14 protein-coding genes are annotated in these 17909 nt (G+C 52.5%); 5 read left to right on the forward strand and 9 right to left on the reverse strand.

Annotated elements, in window-relative coordinates; genetic code table 11:
- Positions 1–106: 106 nt before the first annotated feature.
- A complete protein-coding gene (locus tag C9I92_RS03060; RefSeq protein ID WP_047884026.1) occupies positions 107–1324 on the reverse strand; it encodes an Hpt domain-containing protein in 1218 nt (405 codons plus the stop codon).
- Between the two features lie 208 nt (positions 1325–1532).
- Positions 1533–2546: a nucleoid-associated protein YejK gene (gene yejK / locus C9I92_RS03065; RefSeq protein WP_047884025.1), complete on the reverse strand. Its 1014-nt coding sequence runs from the start codon at positions 2544–2546 to the stop codon at positions 1533–1535.
- Positions 2547–2630: 84 nt separating this feature from the next.
- On the opposite strand from yejK, the gene C9I92_RS03070 reads away from it, so the two are divergent.
- Positions 2631–2849, forward strand: coding sequence for a YejL family protein (locus C9I92_RS03070; RefSeq protein WP_047884024.1), 219 nt, complete (start codon positions 2631–2633; stop codon positions 2847–2849).
- Between the two features lie 51 nt (positions 2850–2900).
- Positions 2901–4754: a DUF3413 domain-containing protein gene (locus C9I92_RS03075; RefSeq protein WP_047884023.1), complete on the forward strand. Its 1854-nt coding sequence runs from the start codon at positions 2901–2903 to the stop codon at positions 4752–4754.
- A 331-nt stretch (positions 4755–5085) separates the two neighbouring features.
- On the opposite strand, the gene C9I92_RS03080 is transcribed toward C9I92_RS03075, so the two are convergent.
- Positions 5086–5355 carry a hypothetical protein gene (locus C9I92_RS03080; protein WP_249037520.1) on the reverse strand — a complete coding sequence of 90 codons (270 nt, stop codon included), beginning with the start codon at positions 5353–5355 and terminating at the stop codon, positions 5086–5088.
- Positions 5356–5474: 119 nt separating this feature from the next.
- On the reverse strand, positions 5475–5645 hold the full coding sequence (locus C9I92_RS25360; protein ID WP_170108371.1) for a hypothetical protein: 171 nt from the start codon (positions 5643–5645) through the stop codon (positions 5475–5477).
- 38 nt (positions 5646–5683) lie between these two features.
- On the opposite strand from C9I92_RS25360, the gene C9I92_RS03085 reads away from it, so the two are divergent.
- Positions 5684–6379, forward strand: a complete 696-nt coding sequence (locus C9I92_RS03085; protein ID WP_047884021.1) for an SDR family oxidoreductase — start codon at positions 5684–5686, stop codon at positions 6377–6379.
- 218 nt (positions 6380–6597) lie between these two features.
- A complete protein-coding gene (locus C9I92_RS03090) occupies positions 6598–8268 on the forward strand; it encodes a GGDEF domain-containing protein (protein WP_047884020.1) in 1671 nt (556 codons plus the stop codon).
- Positions 8269–8353: 85 nt separating this feature from the next.
- Here the strand turns inward: C9I92_RS03090 and C9I92_RS03095 are convergent, their stop codons facing one another.
- The 5 genes from C9I92_RS03095 to C9I92_RS03115 form a co-directional block, all read right to left on the reverse strand.
- Complete coding sequence (locus tag C9I92_RS03095; protein ID WP_047884019.1) at positions 8354–10348, reverse strand: DNA topoisomerase III; 1995 nt, start codon at positions 10346–10348, stop codon at positions 8354–8356.
- A gap of 186 nt (positions 10349–10534) precedes the next feature.
- Positions 10535–11632, reverse strand: a complete 1098-nt coding sequence (gene mnmH / locus C9I92_RS03100; protein ID WP_047884018.1) for a tRNA 2-selenouridine(34) synthase MnmH — start codon at positions 11630–11632, stop codon at positions 10535–10537.
- Positions 11632–12672 carry a selenide, water dikinase SelD gene (gene selD / locus C9I92_RS03105; protein ID WP_047884017.1) on the reverse strand — a complete coding sequence of 347 codons (1041 nt, stop codon included), beginning with the start codon at positions 12670–12672 and terminating at the stop codon, positions 11632–11634. Before selD ends, mnmH begins: the two co-directional genes overlap by 1 nt.
- Positions 12673–12975: 303 nt before the next feature.
- Entirely contained in the window at positions 12976–13524 is a 549-nt protein-coding gene (locus C9I92_RS03110) for an NAD(P)H nitroreductase (RefSeq protein WP_047884016.1), read from the reverse strand.
- Between the two features lie 202 nt (positions 13525–13726).
- Positions 13727–15739, reverse strand: a complete 2013-nt coding sequence (locus tag C9I92_RS03115; RefSeq protein ID WP_047884211.1) for an NADPH-dependent 2,4-dienoyl-CoA reductase — start codon at positions 15737–15739, stop codon at positions 13727–13729.
- Positions 15740–15991: 252 nt separating this feature from the next.
- On the opposite strand from C9I92_RS03115, the gene sppA reads away from it, so the two are divergent.
- A complete protein-coding gene (gene sppA, locus C9I92_RS03120; protein WP_047884015.1) occupies positions 15992–17848 on the forward strand; it encodes a signal peptide peptidase SppA in 1857 nt (618 codons plus the stop codon).
- Positions 17849–17909 lie beyond the last annotated feature (61 nt).

Genomic DNA, 17909 nt, shown 5'->3' on the forward strand with positions numbered 1-17909 from the left:
TTTGAAGATTCCTCTGATCCAGATCAACCGTGCGAAATATCACACTTTTTCGCTTACCTTGTTATCGGCGCATCCGAATTGTCTGTTGACCGCATGACTTCGCTTGCTACGCCCCTTCAAACACATCTACTGTATAGCGCCGCGCACTGTCCATGGTATCGTTCAACACCCGGGACAGCGCGTTACAATCATCCAGCGTGACCGGCTGCTGATGTTTGTACTGAGCTTCAATGTGTGCCGCGACCTCTTTCAAAGCCCGAGCTCCCAAACTGCCGGCAACCCCTTTCAAGGTATGCACCAGACGCTGCGCTTCTTCGGTCTGTCCCCCCCGGCGTACCATCGCAGTCAGAGCCGCCGCGTCACCGGCATGCTCTTCGATAAACAGCTCAACCAGCATCTGCACAGCGCTGACATCATTGTCGAGCGATTGCATCAGAAACCGCACATCAATTTCTGCCGCCGGAAGTGCGTTAGCCTGATTTTTGACAGCTTGTCTATTGGTTGCTTGCAACCTGTCTAACGAAGCGGCTGGAGCGGTTGATTCTGGGGATAGTGCGGATGTGGTTACGGTTGCCGATGAAACAAGCGCCTCTGCCGCCTTCACATCGTTTACCTCTCCGATAAATGGTTCTGCTCTGGCGTTATCGGTATCAGGTTCCACAGCAGGCGTATCACCAGAACCAACATGATGTTTCACTACATCGGTAGCCACGAGCACCACATCTTCCAACGCAACCTGCAGCTGGCGGCAATCTGCTTCTGAGACCACGTATTCAGAAAGAAAACCGGGCTGGTTAAGCCGTCCGGCGATTTTTCCAGCCTGATCACTGAGCTCACCGGCCCCCAGGCTGGCAGAAACCTCCCTCAGCGCCTCTGCTAATTTGCCGGCGGTCAGATAATCTTGCTGTCGCACAGCCCGCAAAATGTTGTTGCCGTCTTCGGCATGATCAGTCAGAAAAATTTCGAGCAGCAGTACCACTGAGCCAATATCATGATCCATTCGGTCCATTAAATAACTCAAGTCCAGTACTGCCTGCGGTTTTGCACCGCCGGTCAAGACATCTGAATTGAGGTTAATGTCATCGGCCGGGGTCACCCGTGGCGACATGGTATCAGTGTCACATTCAGGCTCACGCTGCTGTCTTAACAGCCCGACGACGCTGACCGCAGCCATGATCCCCACGACCGCTGCCGCATAGCCCCAATCAGCCTGTGAGACAACACCAAGATAGAGCCCGATAAGTGCCACCAAAGCACATCCAATTACGGCAACCACCAGTGTGATTTTACCTGCTTGCCGAGAATGCCAATCTTTCACCATCATGCTGTCTCCTTCCCTGCCGCCGAGGTTCGTTCATGGCAGACCGTTCGGACGGCCGCCACCTGTCCTGTTTTACAGGTCATACGAATCTAAAAATCTATACATCTACTTTAGGCAATAAAGTCAAAAGAGAACAACTCAGGAAAAGCAAACAGTGACTGGGCTGGCAGTAAAAAGCCCGTCACCAGAAGGCAGCGGGCTTTGCGAGGAATCAGTCGTCAGCGTTCAGGCGACGTTGCAGCTGATCTTTGAGGTTAGGCGGGATGCCCTTAATGGTCAGCGTGTCAGTGTCAGCATCGTAAAAAACCCGCTCACCCAGCAACATGCTGTCAAAATTGATGGTCAGGCCGCCGCCGGAACCCACAAACTTGGTCAATTTGCGCATCGCCGTGCGGTCTGCCGGGAAGCTTTCTTCCAGCTCATAACCCTGCTGTGACGTAAACTGGTAAAAATCTGTGCCGTCTTCGGCCGGTGGCAATTCAGCCGCCAGCTCTTTCACCGTCACTTCATCACCGCTTTGCAGCTGGCTGTTGCAGTAATCATAAACCTGCTTGCGATACTGCTGCTTTTCTTCCTTGTCCAGACGCGAGTCTGCACAGAAATCTTCCACCGCCTGCATCAGAACCTGATTCTGGGTTTTCACATCCAGCCCCACTTCTGCCTGCATAAAGTCCAGGAAGAAATCTGCAATCTTACGGCCTACCCGCCCCTTGATGAAGGTCAGATAGCGATTAGATTCTGCATCCGTTTCCATTGTGGAAAGGTCAATGCGCGCGGCAATGTCCATTTTGGCCACATCCAGGTAATCAGTGGCACTGATATCCAGTTGCTCGGTCACTTTCATGCTATGGCAGGTTGGCAACAGGCCAATGAACAAGTAATCCGTTGCTAGCGACTGGTATTCAGCGATCACCAACGTGCCAACATCAGCAAACGGGTATTTCGCCAGCTCCGTATGCAGACGCTGTGCTGCCTGATTGGAAAAACCGAGAAAATCCAGCTCACCGCGGCGGACCTGTTTCAGCCAGTGGCCGAACTCACTGTCATCAGCGAAGTGACCGAAGCCCTTGGCTCCCTTGCTGCTGTACACACGGTGCAGCTCTGCCACTAGATCTTCAGTTGACGCTGAGTTTTCAAGCGTTTGTTTTCGAAGATGAACTTCAAGCTCATCCTGACCATTCTTAACCAGCTGGTGCAGAATGACGTTTGAAAGGGTAAGGCTCATAATGGAAAAATTTCAGTAAATGTAAAGTGTAGGGTATTATAAGTCGCTTTCTTTAACATTAAATAAGATTAAACAAGACTTCCTATGCCAATTACTTCAAAATACAGCAATAAAAAAGTTGAACAAATCATTGATGATATGTTCGATGTACTTGAGAAGCATGATGCTTCGGCAGAACTGGCACTGATGATTGTGGGCAATATCGCGACCAACATCATCAATGCGGACGTTCCGTCATCGCAAAGGAAGGCCATTGCAGAAAAATTCGCTCAGGCGCTGCAATCCTCTATCAAAGAAGACTAATCTTGTTGGCTTGCGTCACGGCATAACGAAGAGTGGGAAACACTGACATCTATGGTCTCTAGCGGTAACAATTACAAAGAGAAAGTCTCTCAGCTTATCAGCTGGGGACACTGGTTCAGTTTTTTCAATATCATCGCTGCCATGCTTCTTGGTACGCGATATATTGTCCATTCTGAGTGGCCAGACACCCTGTTTGGACAGCTCTACCTGGCTTTCAGCTGGGTAGGCCATTTTGGCTTTCTTGTTTTTGGGTTCTACATCCTCATCCTCTTTCCAGCCAGTTTTCTGATCCCGTCTCAGCGTCTGATGCGGCTGTTTGCCGTGCTGGTCGGTACCATCGGGCTGACCGCGCTGTTACTCGATACCCATGCGTACGAATCGCTGGATCTGCACCTGAGTCCACTGGTGTGGGACTTGCTGTTGAGTGGAGAAAGAACTGAACTCAATGCCCGTTGGCAGTACCTGTTTATTACCGTACCGGTAATTTTCCTGTTACAGCTGATCCTGTCAGAGTGGCTGTGGCGCAAGTTAAGAAAACTGACTCGCAAGCACGTGGGTGTGCCGATTGCGATGGTATTCGGGATCTGCTTTGTCAGCAGCCACCTGATGTATATCTGGGCCGATGCCAAACTGTATCGCCCGATCACGGTCCAGCGCTCTAATTTCCCGCTGTCATACCCGATGACCGCAAAATCCTTTATGGAAAAACACGGCCTGCTTGATCGTCAGGAATACACCAAAAAACTGAACGCCCAAGGCATCGAAAGCAGCGAGCAGATCCGCTATCCGCTTGAAAAACTGACTTTCGGTGATCCGGGGACCGGCCAGAATCTGCTGGTGATCATGGTAGACGGTTTGCGCAGTGATATGGTTGACAGCGAGACCATGCCGTACCTGACGGCGTTTGCGCGCCAGAACCTGCAATACAGCAATCATTACAGCAGCAGTAATGACGACACATCCGGGTTGTTTGGTCTGTTTTATGGCCTGCCAAGCAGCTACATCAACAGCATTCGCTCGGCGAATACCCCGCCGCTGGTGCTGGATACCCTGCAAAAACGCGGTTACAAATTTGGGATCTTCAGTGGTGCCGGCCTGAATGATAACCCTCTCTATCGCGACGCTATTTTCTTCGGTCAGCAACTGCCTGACGCAGACAAAGATGAACACAGTGACCAACGCGCCATTGCCGAGTGGACAAACTGGCTGAAAGCCGGTGCCGAAGACAAACAGCCATGGTTCAGCTTTATTGAGCTGACGGCAGTAGAGCGCTTTGAAGAAGGCGGCGACTACGCACAAAAATTTGAACCGGCGATTGGTACAGGTTCCGTCAACAGCAAAGACACCACCCGAATCCTGAAAAACAGTTACCGCAATGCCGCCTACCATGTTGATGAACAGCTGATTGCTATTTTCGATCAACTGGTTGAAAACAACATGATGGACAACACCATTGTTCTGATCACGGCAAACCACGGTACCGAGTTCAATGAAACCGGCACCAACAGCTGGGGCGCTGACAGCAACTACAGCCAGTATCAGCTGAAAGTTCCGATGATCATTCACTGGCCAGGCAGCGTTGCTTCTGTAACAAACCGTCTTACCAGCCATTTGGACGTAGTCCCGACGCTGATGGAATCCATGTTGAGCGCCGCCACTCCGGCATCAACCTACAGCAGTGGTGTGAACCTGTTTACTTCATCGTCTAAACGCCGTTGGATTCTGGCTGGTAATGAGGATGACATTGTCATGATTCAGCCGCAGACAACGACAGTGGTTGATAAATACGGTAACTACCGTGTTTACAACGAAGACTATAAACGCATGGAATCAGCAAAACCGAAATTGTCGACGCTGATGCAGGCCATGCATGAGTTGAAACGCTTTAACCAAAACGAAGATTAGAAAGCGTCTCGCTCTGAGCGACTCAGATAAGTGCCTACGCTCAACCCAACAGCAGTGATGCTGGCTAAGGTACAACGATTAGCCTGGCAAAGATGACCTGAAGCCGTTGGCACAAACAAGCTCACACAGACAAAAGGCAGCCTTCACAACAGGCTGCCTTTTTAGTACGCGACAAAATGGTATACAGAAAGCATCACCACTCTCCGCATAACCCTAAGTAGAGAGAAGCTTTTTTATTTAGGCACTATTTTAGGCACTATCACCTTGTATACACCGACCTCCTGCTGTGGTCGTAAATAATGTGCCTTCAGATGCTAATAATAATCAGATGCTAATAATAATCCCGGTTGTCGGCATAGCACTGATCGTAGCCATCGTTCCAGCCGTTGGCATATTTCGGCTCTCGCTTCATCCGCTCGGCATCCTGAAGAAAACCGTCAAGCCGGGTTTTGGCTTCAGTCGTACGGCTACTGCACCCGTCTTGGTAGCCGTCCAGATAATCCCGGGTGAAGCCCAGTTCGAGCAGCCTTTCGTGTCGGGTGTCTGCGCAACCGATCACCAGAACCGCTCCCACCATTAGCGCAAGATACGTCTTCAACATCATCCTGACCCTAACAAGATTAACAACAAGAATATGAAAGTGAACACGTAAAATTTAGCCAGTCACTCCCATCCCCGATGTCTTAACATTAATACTCTGCCTCAATACTCATCCAACGCTCATCCATATCCAGCTAAGCCACCCCAGATTCCCTGCCGCAACAAAGAATTCAGCAATACAGTTGGACTCCCCTGCATCTTGCGCTTCGCCATTAGAGTCAAACCTGACGGTTTACCCTGAACCGGATGAAGCTGCAGCGCTTCGCGATCAGCGGTCAGTTTCGCTATCATGAACCATACGCGTCCCTGTTTTTATCGAGAGTAACACTATGACACCTACCCTGCTGATTACCGGTGCGAACCGGGGAGTTGGTCTGGCACTGACCCGAGAATATCTGCATAACGGCTGGCAGGTTTATGCCAGTTGCCGGGATATCTCAGCGGCGCCGGAGTTACAAGCGCTGCAGCAAACACATCCACACCTGACTCTGCTGGAACTGGATGTTACCGATCACGCGGCTATCCAGTCTCTGAGCCGGAGCCTGTCGGGTATCACACTGGATTTATTGATCAACAACGCCGGTTATTACGGTCCCAAGGGATACGGCTTTGGTAACACCGATGCCGATGAATGGCGCAAAGTATTAGAAATTAATACGATTGCACCGTTAAAAATGGCTGAAGCCTTTTACCCGCAACTGAAACAAGGCAACCCCGGTATCATTGCCTGCATGTCCTCCAAAGTCGGTAGCATGACGGAAAATACCAGTGGCGGCGGGTACATTTACCGCTCTTCAAAAGCCGCACTCAATTCTGTGGTCAAAAGCCTGTCCAACGATTTGTTCAGCGAAGGCATTCGCTGCATTGCGCTGCATCCGGGTTGGGTACAAACGGAGATGGGCGGGCCAAATGCCCTGATTGATGCAGGCACTTCCGCCAAGGGGCTGAAACAGGTTCTGGATCGCCTCCAACCAGAAGATTCAGGTCAGTTCATTGATTATCAGGGGCAATACCTGCCCTGGTAGGTCTGGTGTAAAAAGCAGCCACCAATAAAACATGGCCGATCAATAACCTGTGTCGAGAATTCAATCAATACAGGGCTGGTATTGCACCTTTCATGCGGAGTGACTCGCAATTCTGCTTGCCGCTGGATACGGCCAGAGTATTTTGCGCTATTAGTACCCCATTTCGTTGGCATAAACCGTCACAATAGTCTTCAGCTAGGATGTTAAGGGTACAGACCTTGGCTCAAAACGCACTTCTCACACAGTTTTATCAACCTCTGCTCAACCATTGGAGTAAGGCGCACGGCTTCCGTACGCTTTGCGAGCTGACCTGTCGTCACTTTGCGCTGGTATTTGGGGTAGAAAAAATAACGCTGGCGGTCGCGTATAAATCCCACTGGAAAATCATGCTGGACATGACCGAAGCGGGTATCCAGTTTCATCTTCCGCCACTGGTCTTCCCAGAGCATTCCGACGTCCCTTTTCACCAAATGCACAAGGCGGTACGCCAACACAGACCGGCTCTGCTTCACGATATCGAGCTAAATCCGGAACCGCATGTTCCCCGCTCTGTAGTCAGCCATACTCCGAAAATCAGGCTATTGCTGCCGCTCGTGCGACGGGGTATTGGTATTGGCTGCCTGACAGTCGACTTACCGGACAATGCAGCCACCCGGCAGCTACAAGAGGACGACTTCCTTCAGCTCAGTACCCTGCTGGCTGCTGAGCTCGACGCCTTCCTGCTCAATGCATCCATTCAGGATGAACACATCGGACGACGCAGTGCCGAGCGCGAACTGAAAATCAGTTTGCAGGAGCAACGACACTTACAGCAGCAGCTCCAGACGCTGCACGATATATCCTTCCAGCTGTGGCGGGCCCATTCCATGGACCACATGTTGTTTACTGCAGTGGATGAAGCCAAAAAGCACCTCGACATCGACCGGATGGCCATATTTCTGTTTGAGGAAGGCGAACGGATGCAGGGCACCTATGGAACCGATTTGCAAGGCAATACCGTTGATGAGCACTATTTTGAGTCGGCCATTCCGGATATGTGGTTTGCCACTTTGACGCTGGAGCAGAAGGAGTATCTGGCGATTGAAGAAAATACTCCGCTATACCATGACCTGAAACAGGTCGGGTTTGGCTGGAGCGCCTACGTATCACTGTGGGATGAAGATACCCCTATCGGCTGGATCGCCTGTGATAATCTGCTGAGCGGCATGCCACTGCGGGATTATCATCGGCAAATTCTTAAACAATTCGGTTTCATCGTTTCACAGCATCTGGTTCGCCGACGCGCCGAAGAACAACTGATCCGGCTCAACACCGAGCTGGAGCAACGGGTTTCCGAACGCACCCAGGCTTTGCTGCAGGCCAATGAAAAGCTGGAGAAAATTTCACGTCAGGATCCGCTGACCGAGGTGGCAAACCGGCGAGTCTTTGATGAAATGTTTGCTGAAGAATGGCGCCGGGCAGAGCGGCACCAGCTCCCGCTCTCCTTGCTGATTATGGATGTCGACCATTTCAAACACTACAACGATAGCTATGGCCATGCCGCCGGTGATCACTGTCTGAAAACGCTGGCGAAAGCATTATCTTCTCTGGAACGTCGGGCTGGGGCATTATTTGCCCGCTATGGCGGGGAGGAGTTTGTCTTGCTGCTGCCGGGACAAGATCAGCAAGCAGCACGTTATGCGGCTAAACGCGCGCTGTACGCCGTACAGGCTCTGCAGCTTCCACGAGAAAACGGGGCAGACAGTGCCCCGGATATTGTGACCATCAGTATCGGTGTCAGCACCATTATTCCATCCAGCTGCCGCACCCCCGGAGACTTTTTCAAACAGGCCGACCTGGCACTATATGAAGCTAAATCAAAAGGCCGGAACCAGCTCTTTGTCGCCTGAGCCATGCTCCGGAATCATACTTTTGAGCTTTACTCCTGAGGCCATACTGTTGCCTGCCAGTCGTTTCAGGCTGACTCTCTACACCTTATGCCTGTTTTTTTGCTCGAGGGCGTTGACTGCCGCCTTTAGCCGAAGCGCGACCGGTAGCCCCGGATGACGGTTTTCGACTGAAACGCCGCTTTTTCCCTTTACTCGGTTCCGGTGATTTGAGATCCCGCAAACTCTGTGGCACTTCACTGGTTTTCACCCGCTCCATCAGCCGTGAGACCTGTATTTCCAGCGCCTCCATAAATGGCCGGTACGCACATTTTTTCTCGGCCATGTCCTGCAACTGGTGTTCCCAGTGTGCCGTCATGTCCGGATAGGTCGCCTCGTCCGGCAAGGCATAAATCAGCCCTCGCCCGGCCTCAGTGGCATGAATACTCTTGCCCTGCCGCACCAGCAACTGCCGTTTGAACAGAATATCGAGAATGCCCGCCCGGGTCGCCTCTGTGCCCAGACCATCGGTATCCCGCAGAATTTTCTTCAGGGACTGATCCGAGACAAACCGCGCAATCCCGGTCATCGCTTGCAGCAACGTCGCTTCGGTAAACGGCTTCGGTGGCTCGGTCATCTTGTCGAGAATTTCACCGTCCCGGCAGGTTAGCACCGTCCCTTTTTCCAGTGGCGGCACCTTATCAGCCAGATCCGTGCTGTTATCAGACGACGATTCTTCATTACGCCCCATCAGTTGGCGCCATCCGGCAGACATCAACTGCCGTCCCCGTGCGATAAAAATGCCACCAGCAATAGTAAAGACTAACTTCGCCTCACTGTAGATGGCAGCCGGATAAAACTGCATCAGGTACTGACGGGCAATCAGCTGATAGACTTTCTGCTCGGCTCCGCTCAGGCTGGCGGCATTGACGGCTTTCGGCGTCGGGATGATCGCATGGTGAGCATCCACTTTCTTATCGTTCCACGCTTTTGACTTCAGGCTGGTATCAGCCCCTTCTACAGCAGCAGATAAGCTGGCATCAGTGCTACCTATCGCGCGGCAAACATTGTCAGCCTGACGAAAGTGCTCCTGCGGCAAATAGCGGCAGTCTGAACGCGGGTAAGTAATAACTTTGTGCTTTTCATACAATGACTGGCAGGTGGCCAGCACATCAGCCGCGCTCATGCCAAACCGTCTGGCAGCATCAATCTGCAACGCCGACAGAGAATACGGCAAGGGTGCGGCCTGACGGCTTTCTTTGCGTTCTGACTCCGTCACTTCTGCCGGTTGGCCTTTAATCCGGCTGACCACGTTCTCACACAGCTTGCGGTTGAGGATCCGCCCGTCCTCATCCTGCCAGGGCAGACAAGCATCACTCGGTTTCCAGCGAGCGCGGATCTCCATATCCTGGTAAGGAATCAGTGCAAACAGCTCGTAAAAAGGCTTAGGCACAAAGTTGGCTATTTCATCATCACGGCGCGTAACCAGCCCCAGCACCGGCGTTTGCACCCGGCCAACAGACAGTACCCCGCGGTAGCCGCCTTTCTGGCCCAGCAATGTGTATGCCCGGGTCATGTTCATCCCGTATAGCCAGTCTGCCCGGGAGCGGGCCAATGCCGAAACCGACAGCGGAATGAAATCCCGGTTACTGCGCATTTTACTGAGCGCACGTTTTACCGCTGATGGGTTAAGGTCAGAAATCAGCAGACGCTGCATCGCCGCTTTTTTGCTTTCGGCCAGCTTGACGTAATCAATCACCTCATCAACCAGCAGTTGCCCTTCGCGATCGGGGTCTCCGGCATGCACCACTTCCGTCGCCTGCTTACACAGTTTTCTGACGACAGAAAGCTGCTTGCTGGCGGATTTTCGCGGCGTCAGCTGCCACTGCTCCGGTACAATCGGTAAATCGGCCATATTCCATTTTTTATACCTGTCGTCATACGCATCCGGCTCGACCTGCTCCAGTAAATGGCCGATACACCAGGTAACCCGGTCGCCGTTGCCCACTTCGATGTAACCGTCATGGTTTTTATGCGGGCGCGGCAACACGGCCGCAATGGCTCTGCCCAGGCTGGGTTTTTCGGCGATATAAAGACGAGACATGATTAACTGCTGTTTATTATTGGCTGTGCGTAATGTTCTGCACTATATGCAAATTCCACGGATACGACAAGAATTGACTGGATATAAACACAGTAAAGCCCGAAGAGAGTAAGGACGATGCGTAATCTCTCCGGGAAACTGAGGATAGGGTGTTAGGGATACGAGTATAGTGCGAGTATGGATGAACTATTTCACTGTTGTGTCGCGCAGCCAGTCACGCACTTCAACGTAGCGGCCACGGAACACAACCCGGTCGGCTTTCTTGCTCAGCTGATAGGCATACATAGGATCGTAATACTCACTGAGCAAAGGGTGTAACCAGTCGTAGTGCCCATCCAACGTACCGTCCACCTGCATTCGGTGAATAGCCAGTTGCTGCACCGCCAGCAAGTTTTCATACCGCTGGTAACCCAGCCGTTTGCGAATAGCAAACAACCCCTGCGCCAGATAGGCTGCAAACTGCTGCCAACCGGCGTCATCGCCATAGGCCAGACAAAAATCCTGCTGCATCCGTACCACATAATCAGCCAGCAATCGCTCCAGACGAACATCAACCGGGTCGTCCACCAAAGCAATCGGTGCCTGCTGCATGGTCTTGAGCAAGGGTAACGGCAGACTGACCGAGCCGATGATCCGTCCTTCGTCTTCGTACACCAGATGCGAGTGCCCCGCGGCCTGCTTTTTGAGCATGTCGACAGCAAGCGTGTTTTCAAACGCAATCTGGGTCCGTTGTCCACTCACATAGCGCCCGAAGGACGAACCACGGTGATTCGCCGCCCCTTCGAGATCAATACCATTGGCTAACTCAGTAAGCATCTGGGTTTTACCGCAGCCCGTATTTCCCCCTATCAAGGTTTTGGGCTGAATGACAATGTCCTCCAGAGTATCAATCAGGAAGCGGCGCAGGGCTTTGTAGCCACCAATCACCATCGGGTAGTCAACCCCGGCCTCCTTAAGCCATTGCTGACTGATTCTGGATCGCAATCCGCCACGGAAACAATATAGGTATCCCTGAGGATTGGCCTCACAGAATGCTTTCCACTGTGCCACACGCGCCGCTTTGGTTTCTCCGCAAACCAGTTTGTGCCCCAGCGCAATCGCAGCCTCTTGCCCTTGCTGTTTGTAGCAGGTCCCGACCGCCTGACGCTCGCTGTCCGTCATCAGGGGATGATTTACCGAAGCTGGGAATGCACCCTGAGCAAACTCCACCGGTGCCCGCATGTCCATCAGGGGAATATCGCGGATAAACAGCTCGCGATAATCTTCAATATTTTTCCGGGCCATCAGCAAATCTCAATCAGGATACGTTCGTCGGCAAGAGCATTGTGCAGTTGGCCAATCGCTTCAAGTGAGATACCGTGTTTGTTCGCCACAGCCTGCACGTCCCCTTCGGCATCCGGTGACACTGCCAGCAGAAGGCCGCCCGATGTCTGCGGATCACACAACAGCGATTGCTGCTGTTGGCTCATTGCACCCAGACGGTGCCCGTAGCTGTCGAAGTTACGATGGGTGCCACCCGGTACACACCCTTTTTCGATATAGTCAAACACGCCCGGCAAGTGCGGAATGCGATCAAACCATACTTCCGCTTTCAGCCCGCTGCCTTCACAAATTTCGTTCAGATGCCCCATCAGGCCAAATCCGGTCACATCGGTCATTGCCTTCACGCCGACAATCTCCGCAAAGTCGGCGCCAGGAGTATTCAGCTTACACATCCAGTCCCGAGCCAGTCCCTGATGCTCAGGGAGCAACAACGATTTTTTCTCTGCTGTGGTCAGCACACCGATGCCCAAAGGCTTGGTCAGATACAGTTGGCAACCGGCCTCTGCCTGATTGTTTCGTTTTACCCGATCGGTACTGACCACGCCGGTAACGGCCAACCCGAAAATGGGCTCCGGCGCATCAATCGAGTGACCGCCAGCCAGCGCAATACCGGCTTCGCGGCAGGCTGCACGTCCGCCTTCCACCACCTGTTGCGCCACTTCCGGCGCAAGCACATTTACCGGCCAGCCCAAAATCGCAATCGCCATGACCGGCTTGCCACCCATGGCATAAATATCACTGATCGCATTGGTGGCAGCGATCCGGCCAAAATCATACGGGTCATCCACAATTGGCATGAAGAAATCGGTAGTGCTGACGACCGCAGTGCCATTGCCAAGGTCATACACCGCGGCATCGTCTTTGGTTTCATTCCCTACCAGTAAATTCGGATCGTGAAAGGGCGCCATCTGGCTTCGTAAAATCATATCGAGAACCTGAGGGGAAATTTTGCAGCCGCAGCCTGCGCCGTGGCTGTATTGAGTCAGGCGAACCTTTTCCATTGTGTTGCTCCGATCTAAGAGATGTTGTCAAAACAAGACGTGATGTTGTCAAAAGAAGAGCGGATATATTACGCCGGCAGACTGACACTTACGTCGATTGGGATCAAAAAGGGGGAACCGGCTGGCTCCCCCTTGTGGTTTCTGTACCCGCCGACTTAGGTACACATTGATTAAGGTACTGTAGATTTTGATGCGAGTGATTTTGGTGCTAGTAATTTTAGTTGTATCGATTTAAGTGCTACGTACTCATGTACCGTTTTGTATAACGACGGTTTGAATCTGCCGATAAAGCCTGACAGGGCCTTACAGATATTCGACAAACTGTGACAAATCACGCTCAGGCGCTTTGGCGTCACGGCAATCAGCCGTTCCCAGATACAGGAAGCCGGCAATCAAGTCCTCGCCGCTCACACCCAATGCTTCACGCACCACCGGGTGATATGCCCAGCTACCGGTGCGCCAGATGCCCGCAAATCCTTGTGCAACCGCAGCCATTTGCATCGCCTGCACCGCACAGCCAGCTGACAGGTGCTGTTCAATCACCGGTACTTTGTCATGCTCGGTCACTTTCGCCACCACAGTGATGACCATTGGCGCACGGAAAGGCGCTTTGGATGCCTTTTCGATCACCGCCTCTTCCGCACCATCAGCTTTCGCCGCTTCCACCAGAATGTCAGCCAGTTTTTGCAGCCCTTCACCTTCAGAAACAATGAAACGCCATGGCGTCAACGCCGCATGATCCGGGGCACGCAGGCCAGCGCGGAAGATATTGTCCAGCGCATCGCCCTGCGGGGCAGGTGCAGCCAGCTTAGGTAACGAGCGGCGATTTAACAGTAACGTAAGCGCGTCCATAACAACCTCATGATGAAAATAGTTCTTTTTTGTACATTACCACAAAAGCCTGATACAAAAACCTGAGCAATACTGTGGTTTATCGCAAGATCAACCGCGGCCCGAACTAACGAGCCGCTTGATTGACGTTCCTTCGTGCGATCCGGTGTATTAAATAATGGCAAAGTGGATACCACTGACCAGTCGCATGTTTAGCGCGGGCTCACAGTTTAGCGGCCAGCTCAACTCCCTGGCGGATCACCCGTTTCGCATCAACTTCACCCGCAACTTCCGCACCACCAATCACATGAACGGACAGGTTCATCGCCTGCAATTTTTCCGACAACTCTTCAACCGAGGTCTGACCGGCACACAACACAATGTTGTCGACTTCCAGTATCCGCGACTGACCTTCAACCGTAATGTGCAGACCCTGCTCATCAATTTTGTCGTAGCTGACGCCACTGAGCAGCTCTACCCCACGTTTTTCGAGCACTTTTTTATGGATCCAGCCCGTTGTTTTACCCGGCCCACGTCCCACCTTACCCGGCCGACGTTGCATCAGCCAGACCTGACGCTGACTCACATACTCGGAATACGGGTAAAGTCCACCGGCATGCTCAATCGATTTATCAATGCCCCAGTCTTTCAGCCAGTCATCCAGATCCTGATGCTCTGGCTCAGTCAGCATGGTAGACACATCCACCCCGATACCGCCGGCACCAATCACGGCCACACGCTGGCCTAGCTGCACTTTGTCGCGAATCAGTGTCTGGTAATCGATCACTTTTTCATTGTCGATACCCGGGATCCCCGGAATACGAGGTTTCACCCCGGTCGCGATCACCACTTCGTCGTAGCCCTGCAGCTCTTCAGCCTGCACCGCATGACCAAGAATCACGTTCACCCCGGTTTGCTCCAGACGGCGGGTAAAATAGCGAATCGTTTCCCGGAACTCTTCTTTCCCCGGGATTTGCATCGCCAGATTAAACTGGCCACCCAGATAATCATTCTTCTCGTACAGATCCACCTGAAAACCGCGTTCAGCGGCGGCGACTGCCGTTGCCATCCCCGCCGGACCGGCACCAACAATAGCGATTTTGCGCTGGCTGGCACTCGGCGTCAGCACCAGCTCGGTTTCATAACAGGCCTGCGGGTTAACCAGACAACTTGCCCGTTTACCGACAAAGATATGGTCCAGACAAGCCTGGTTACAGCCGATGCAGGTATTGATATCCTCAGCCCGATTTTCCTCAGCTTTGCGGACAAAATCCGGATCCGCCAGGAACGGACGGGCCATCGACACCATATCAGCCTGATTGGTCGCCAGAATCTGCTCTGCCACATCCGGCATGTTGATCCGGTTACAGGTCACCAGCGGAATTGACACTTCTGATTTCAGTTTTTCGGTTACCCAGGTAAACGCCGCACGCGGCACCTGAGTCGCAATTGTGGGGATGCGGGCTTCATGCCAGCCAATCCCGGTGTTCAGAATAGTCACCCCGGCCTGCTCAAGCAGTTTCGCCAGCTGCACCACTTCTTCCTTGGTACTGCCCTGCTCAACCAGATCCAGCATAGACAGGCGGAAAATGATGATAAAATCACGGCCAACCCGGGCGCGCACCGCTTTTACCAACTCCAACGGGAAGCGGATACGGTTTTCATAGCTGCCGCCCCACTCATCGTAACGGTGATTCGAACGCTTACAGATGAACTGGTTAATCAGATAGCCTTCCGACCCCATCAGCTCGACGCCGTCGTAACCGGCTTCTCTGGCCAGCTCGGCACTTTTCACAAAAGCCTCGATGGTCTTTTTGATCTGGCGGGTGCTCATTTCCGTCGGGGTGTATTTGGATATCGGCGATTTAATTGCGGATGCGCTGACTGCAAACGGGTGCATCGCATAGCGACCGGCATGCAGCAGCTGAAGGGCGATTTTTCCGCCTTCGTCATGCACGGCATCCGTCACCACACGGTGAGCACGTGCTGCACGGGCAGTACTAAATTCGGCGCTGAGCGGATGCAGCCGACCACGGAAGTTAGGAGAGAAGCCGCCTGTGACGATCAATCCTACCCCGCCACGGGCGCGGGCAGCGTAGAAAGCAGCCATTTTCTTGAATCCGTCACGGGACTCTTCCAGTCCGGTATGCATCGATCCCATAAGCACGCGGTTACGCAGCTGAGTGAAACCAAGATCCAGCGGCGCTAATAGATGTGGGTAAGATTTATCGTCCATGGCTTCCATTCTTCTTATGTTATGGTCTGACCAGTATAGGGGCTGGCTGACCGAAATCAAACACCTGTTTACATTAACGTAACATAAAATTGATTTAGATCTAACCTTATCGACAATAATTCCCTTCACAGCCCGTGATAGCTGTCCCGCATTTGTCAGAGTAACCCTTTGCCTGGTTACGATTTCTTACTGTAATTCCTTGTTTACTAAGATAGGATAAACAGCATAAGAGAGAGTCAATCAGGTACCTTTATGAAAATGTTACTAAAAGGAATCGGCAAGTTGTTCCGGGGAATCTGGAAGCTGATCAGCTTTGCCCGTCAACTGCTCATTAACCTCATGTTCCTGGTGATACTGGGGATGGTGTTTTTCCTTTTCACCCAGAGCAGCAAACAACCGGAACTGCCGAAAGAGGCAGCCCTGGTGCTGGATCTGACCGGCCCGATCGTTGAGCAGCGAACCTACATCAATCCTGTCGACAACCTGACAGGCAGCATGCTTGGCCAGCCACCTATTCAGGAAAACGTCCTATTTGACATTGTCGAAGCCCTGCGTCAGGCCGCCACCGACGACCGGATCACCGGTCTGGTGCTGTATCTGCAGGACATGGATGAAACTAACCTGACCAAGCTGCGTTACATTGCCAAGGCTCTGAATGAGTTCAAAGAGTCTGGCAAGCCGGTGTATGCCGTGGGTGACAACTACAAGCAAAGCCAATACTACCTGTCGAGTTATGCCGATAAAATCATCATGTCTCCGGACGGTGGTGTACTGCTGACCGGTTACGGCAGTTACAGCCTGTACTATAAGAGCCTGCTAGAGAAACTGGACGTCAACACGCATGTATTCCGGGTCGGTACTTACAAATCGTTTGTGGAACCTTACACGCTGGATGGCATGTCTGACGCCGCGCGAGAAGCCAATACCGTCTGGCTGAACCAGCTGTGGGATGCATTCACCCAGGATGTCGCTACCAACCGCAATATTGAAGCGGCTACGCTGACGCCAAAAATTGACAATCTGCTGGCTGACCTGAAAGCCGTCAACGGCGATTTTGCTCAGCTGAGTGTGAAGCTGGGACTGGTGGATGAACTGCTGACCCGTCCTCAGATGCGCAAAGCGCTGATTGACGTTTTTGGCGAAAATGATGGTCACAGCTTTAACCAGATCAGCTACTACGACTACCAGCCAACATTGAAAGACCGTTCACAGCCCAATGACAACCAGGTTGCCGTCGTGGTAGCCAGTGGTGCCATTATGGATGGCGATCAACGCCAGGGCACCATCGGAGGGGATTCAACTGCGGCCTTGCTGCGTGATGCCCGCTATGACGACAAAGTGAAGGCCGTTCTGCTGCGGGTAGACAGCCCGGGAGGCAGCGCATTTGCTTCCGAGGTGATCCGTAACGAAGTGGATGAACTGCGTGCGGCAGGCAAGCCGGTCGTGGTTTCAATGTCGAGTGTGGCTGCATCCGGCGGATACTGGATTTCATCCAGTGCTGACCGCATTATCGCCCAGCCGACGACCATCACAGGTTCTATCGGTATTTTCGCCATTCTGACCACCTTTGAAAAAGGGCTGGAAAATATGGGTGTGTACAGCGACGGGGTCGGAACCACACCGTTCTCAGGCGTTGGCGTTACCCGCGCGCTGCCGCAGGGTGTGGCCGAAATGTTCCAGATGGGCATTGAAAACGGCTACCAGCGTTTCATTGGGTTGGTAAGTGAACACCGCAATATGACATTGGAGCAGGCCGATAAAGTCGCTCAGGGACGTGTCTGGACAGGTCAGGATGCGCTGAATCTTGGGTTAGTTGATGAACTGGGTGACTTTGATCATGCCGTGAAAGTCACAGCTAGCCTCGCTAATTTGGGCGAAGACTACGAACTGCGCTGGATGACTGAGCCACTGAGCCCGGCTGAACTGTTCCTGCAACAATTTGGCACCGATGCCAAAGCTTGGGTTGCTGAAGCCATCTGGGGGGAAGTACCGGCTGCAATTCAACCCGTTACCCGACAGGTTGTAACAGACCTGACAACCCTCGCTAACTTTAATGATCCAAAAGGACAATATGCGTTCTGCATAAACTGTCTGAATATCGAAAAGTGAGATCAGCCCGGCAATGCCGGGCTTTTTTTACTTCCAGTTCACCGTATAATGCGTGCACCAA

Source organism: Photobacterium ganghwense, assembly GCF_003025595.1.
Lineage (GTDB): Bacteria > Pseudomonadota > Gammaproteobacteria > Enterobacterales > Vibrionaceae > Photobacterium > Photobacterium ganghwense.

Excerpts from the sequence above, each read along its gene's own strand:
- C9I92_RS03060 (WP_047884026.1), bottom strand. The coding sequence starts at position 1,324 with ATGATGGTGAAAGATTGGCATTCTCGGCAAGCAGGTAAAATCACACTG.
- yejK (WP_047884025.1), bottom strand. The coding sequence starts at position 2,546 with ATGAGCCTTACCCTTTCAAACGTCATTCTGCACCAGCTGGTTAAGAAT.
- C9I92_RS03070 (WP_047884024.1), top strand. The coding sequence starts at position 2,631 with ATGCCAATTACTTCAAAATACAGCAATAAAAAAGTTGAACAAATCATT.
- C9I92_RS03075 (WP_047884023.1), top strand. The coding sequence starts at position 2,901 with ATGGTCTCTAGCGGTAACAATTACAAAGAGAAAGTCTCTCAGCTTATC.
- C9I92_RS03080 (WP_249037520.1), bottom strand. The coding sequence starts at position 5,355 with ATGTTGAAGACGTATCTTGCGCTAATGGTGGGAGCGGTTCTGGTGATC.
- C9I92_RS25360 (WP_170108371.1), bottom strand. The coding sequence starts at position 5,645 with ATGATAGCGAAACTGACCGCTGATCGCGAAGCGCTGCAGCTTCATCCG.
- C9I92_RS03085 (WP_047884021.1), top strand. The coding sequence starts at position 5,684 with ATGACACCTACCCTGCTGATTACCGGTGCGAACCGGGGAGTTGGTCTG.
- C9I92_RS03095 (WP_047884019.1), bottom strand. The coding sequence starts at position 10,348 with ATGTCTCGTCTTTATATCGCCGAAAAACCCAGCCTGGGCAGAGCCATT.
- mnmH (WP_047884018.1), bottom strand. The coding sequence starts at position 11,632 with ATGGCCCGGAAAAATATTGAAGATTATCGCGAGCTGTTTATCCGCGAT.
- selD (WP_047884017.1), bottom strand. The coding sequence starts at position 12,672 with ATGGAAAAGGTTCGCCTGACTCAATACAGCCACGGCGCAGGCTGCGGC.
- C9I92_RS03110 (WP_047884016.1), bottom strand. The coding sequence starts at position 13,524 with ATGGACGCGCTTACGTTACTGTTAAATCGCCGCTCGTTACCTAAGCTG.
- C9I92_RS03115 (WP_047884211.1), bottom strand. The coding sequence starts at position 15,739 with ATGGACGATAAATCTTACCCACATCTATTAGCGCCGCTGGATCTTGGT.
- sppA (WP_047884015.1), top strand. The coding sequence starts at position 15,992 with ATGAAAATGTTACTAAAAGGAATCGGCAAGTTGTTCCGGGGAATCTGG.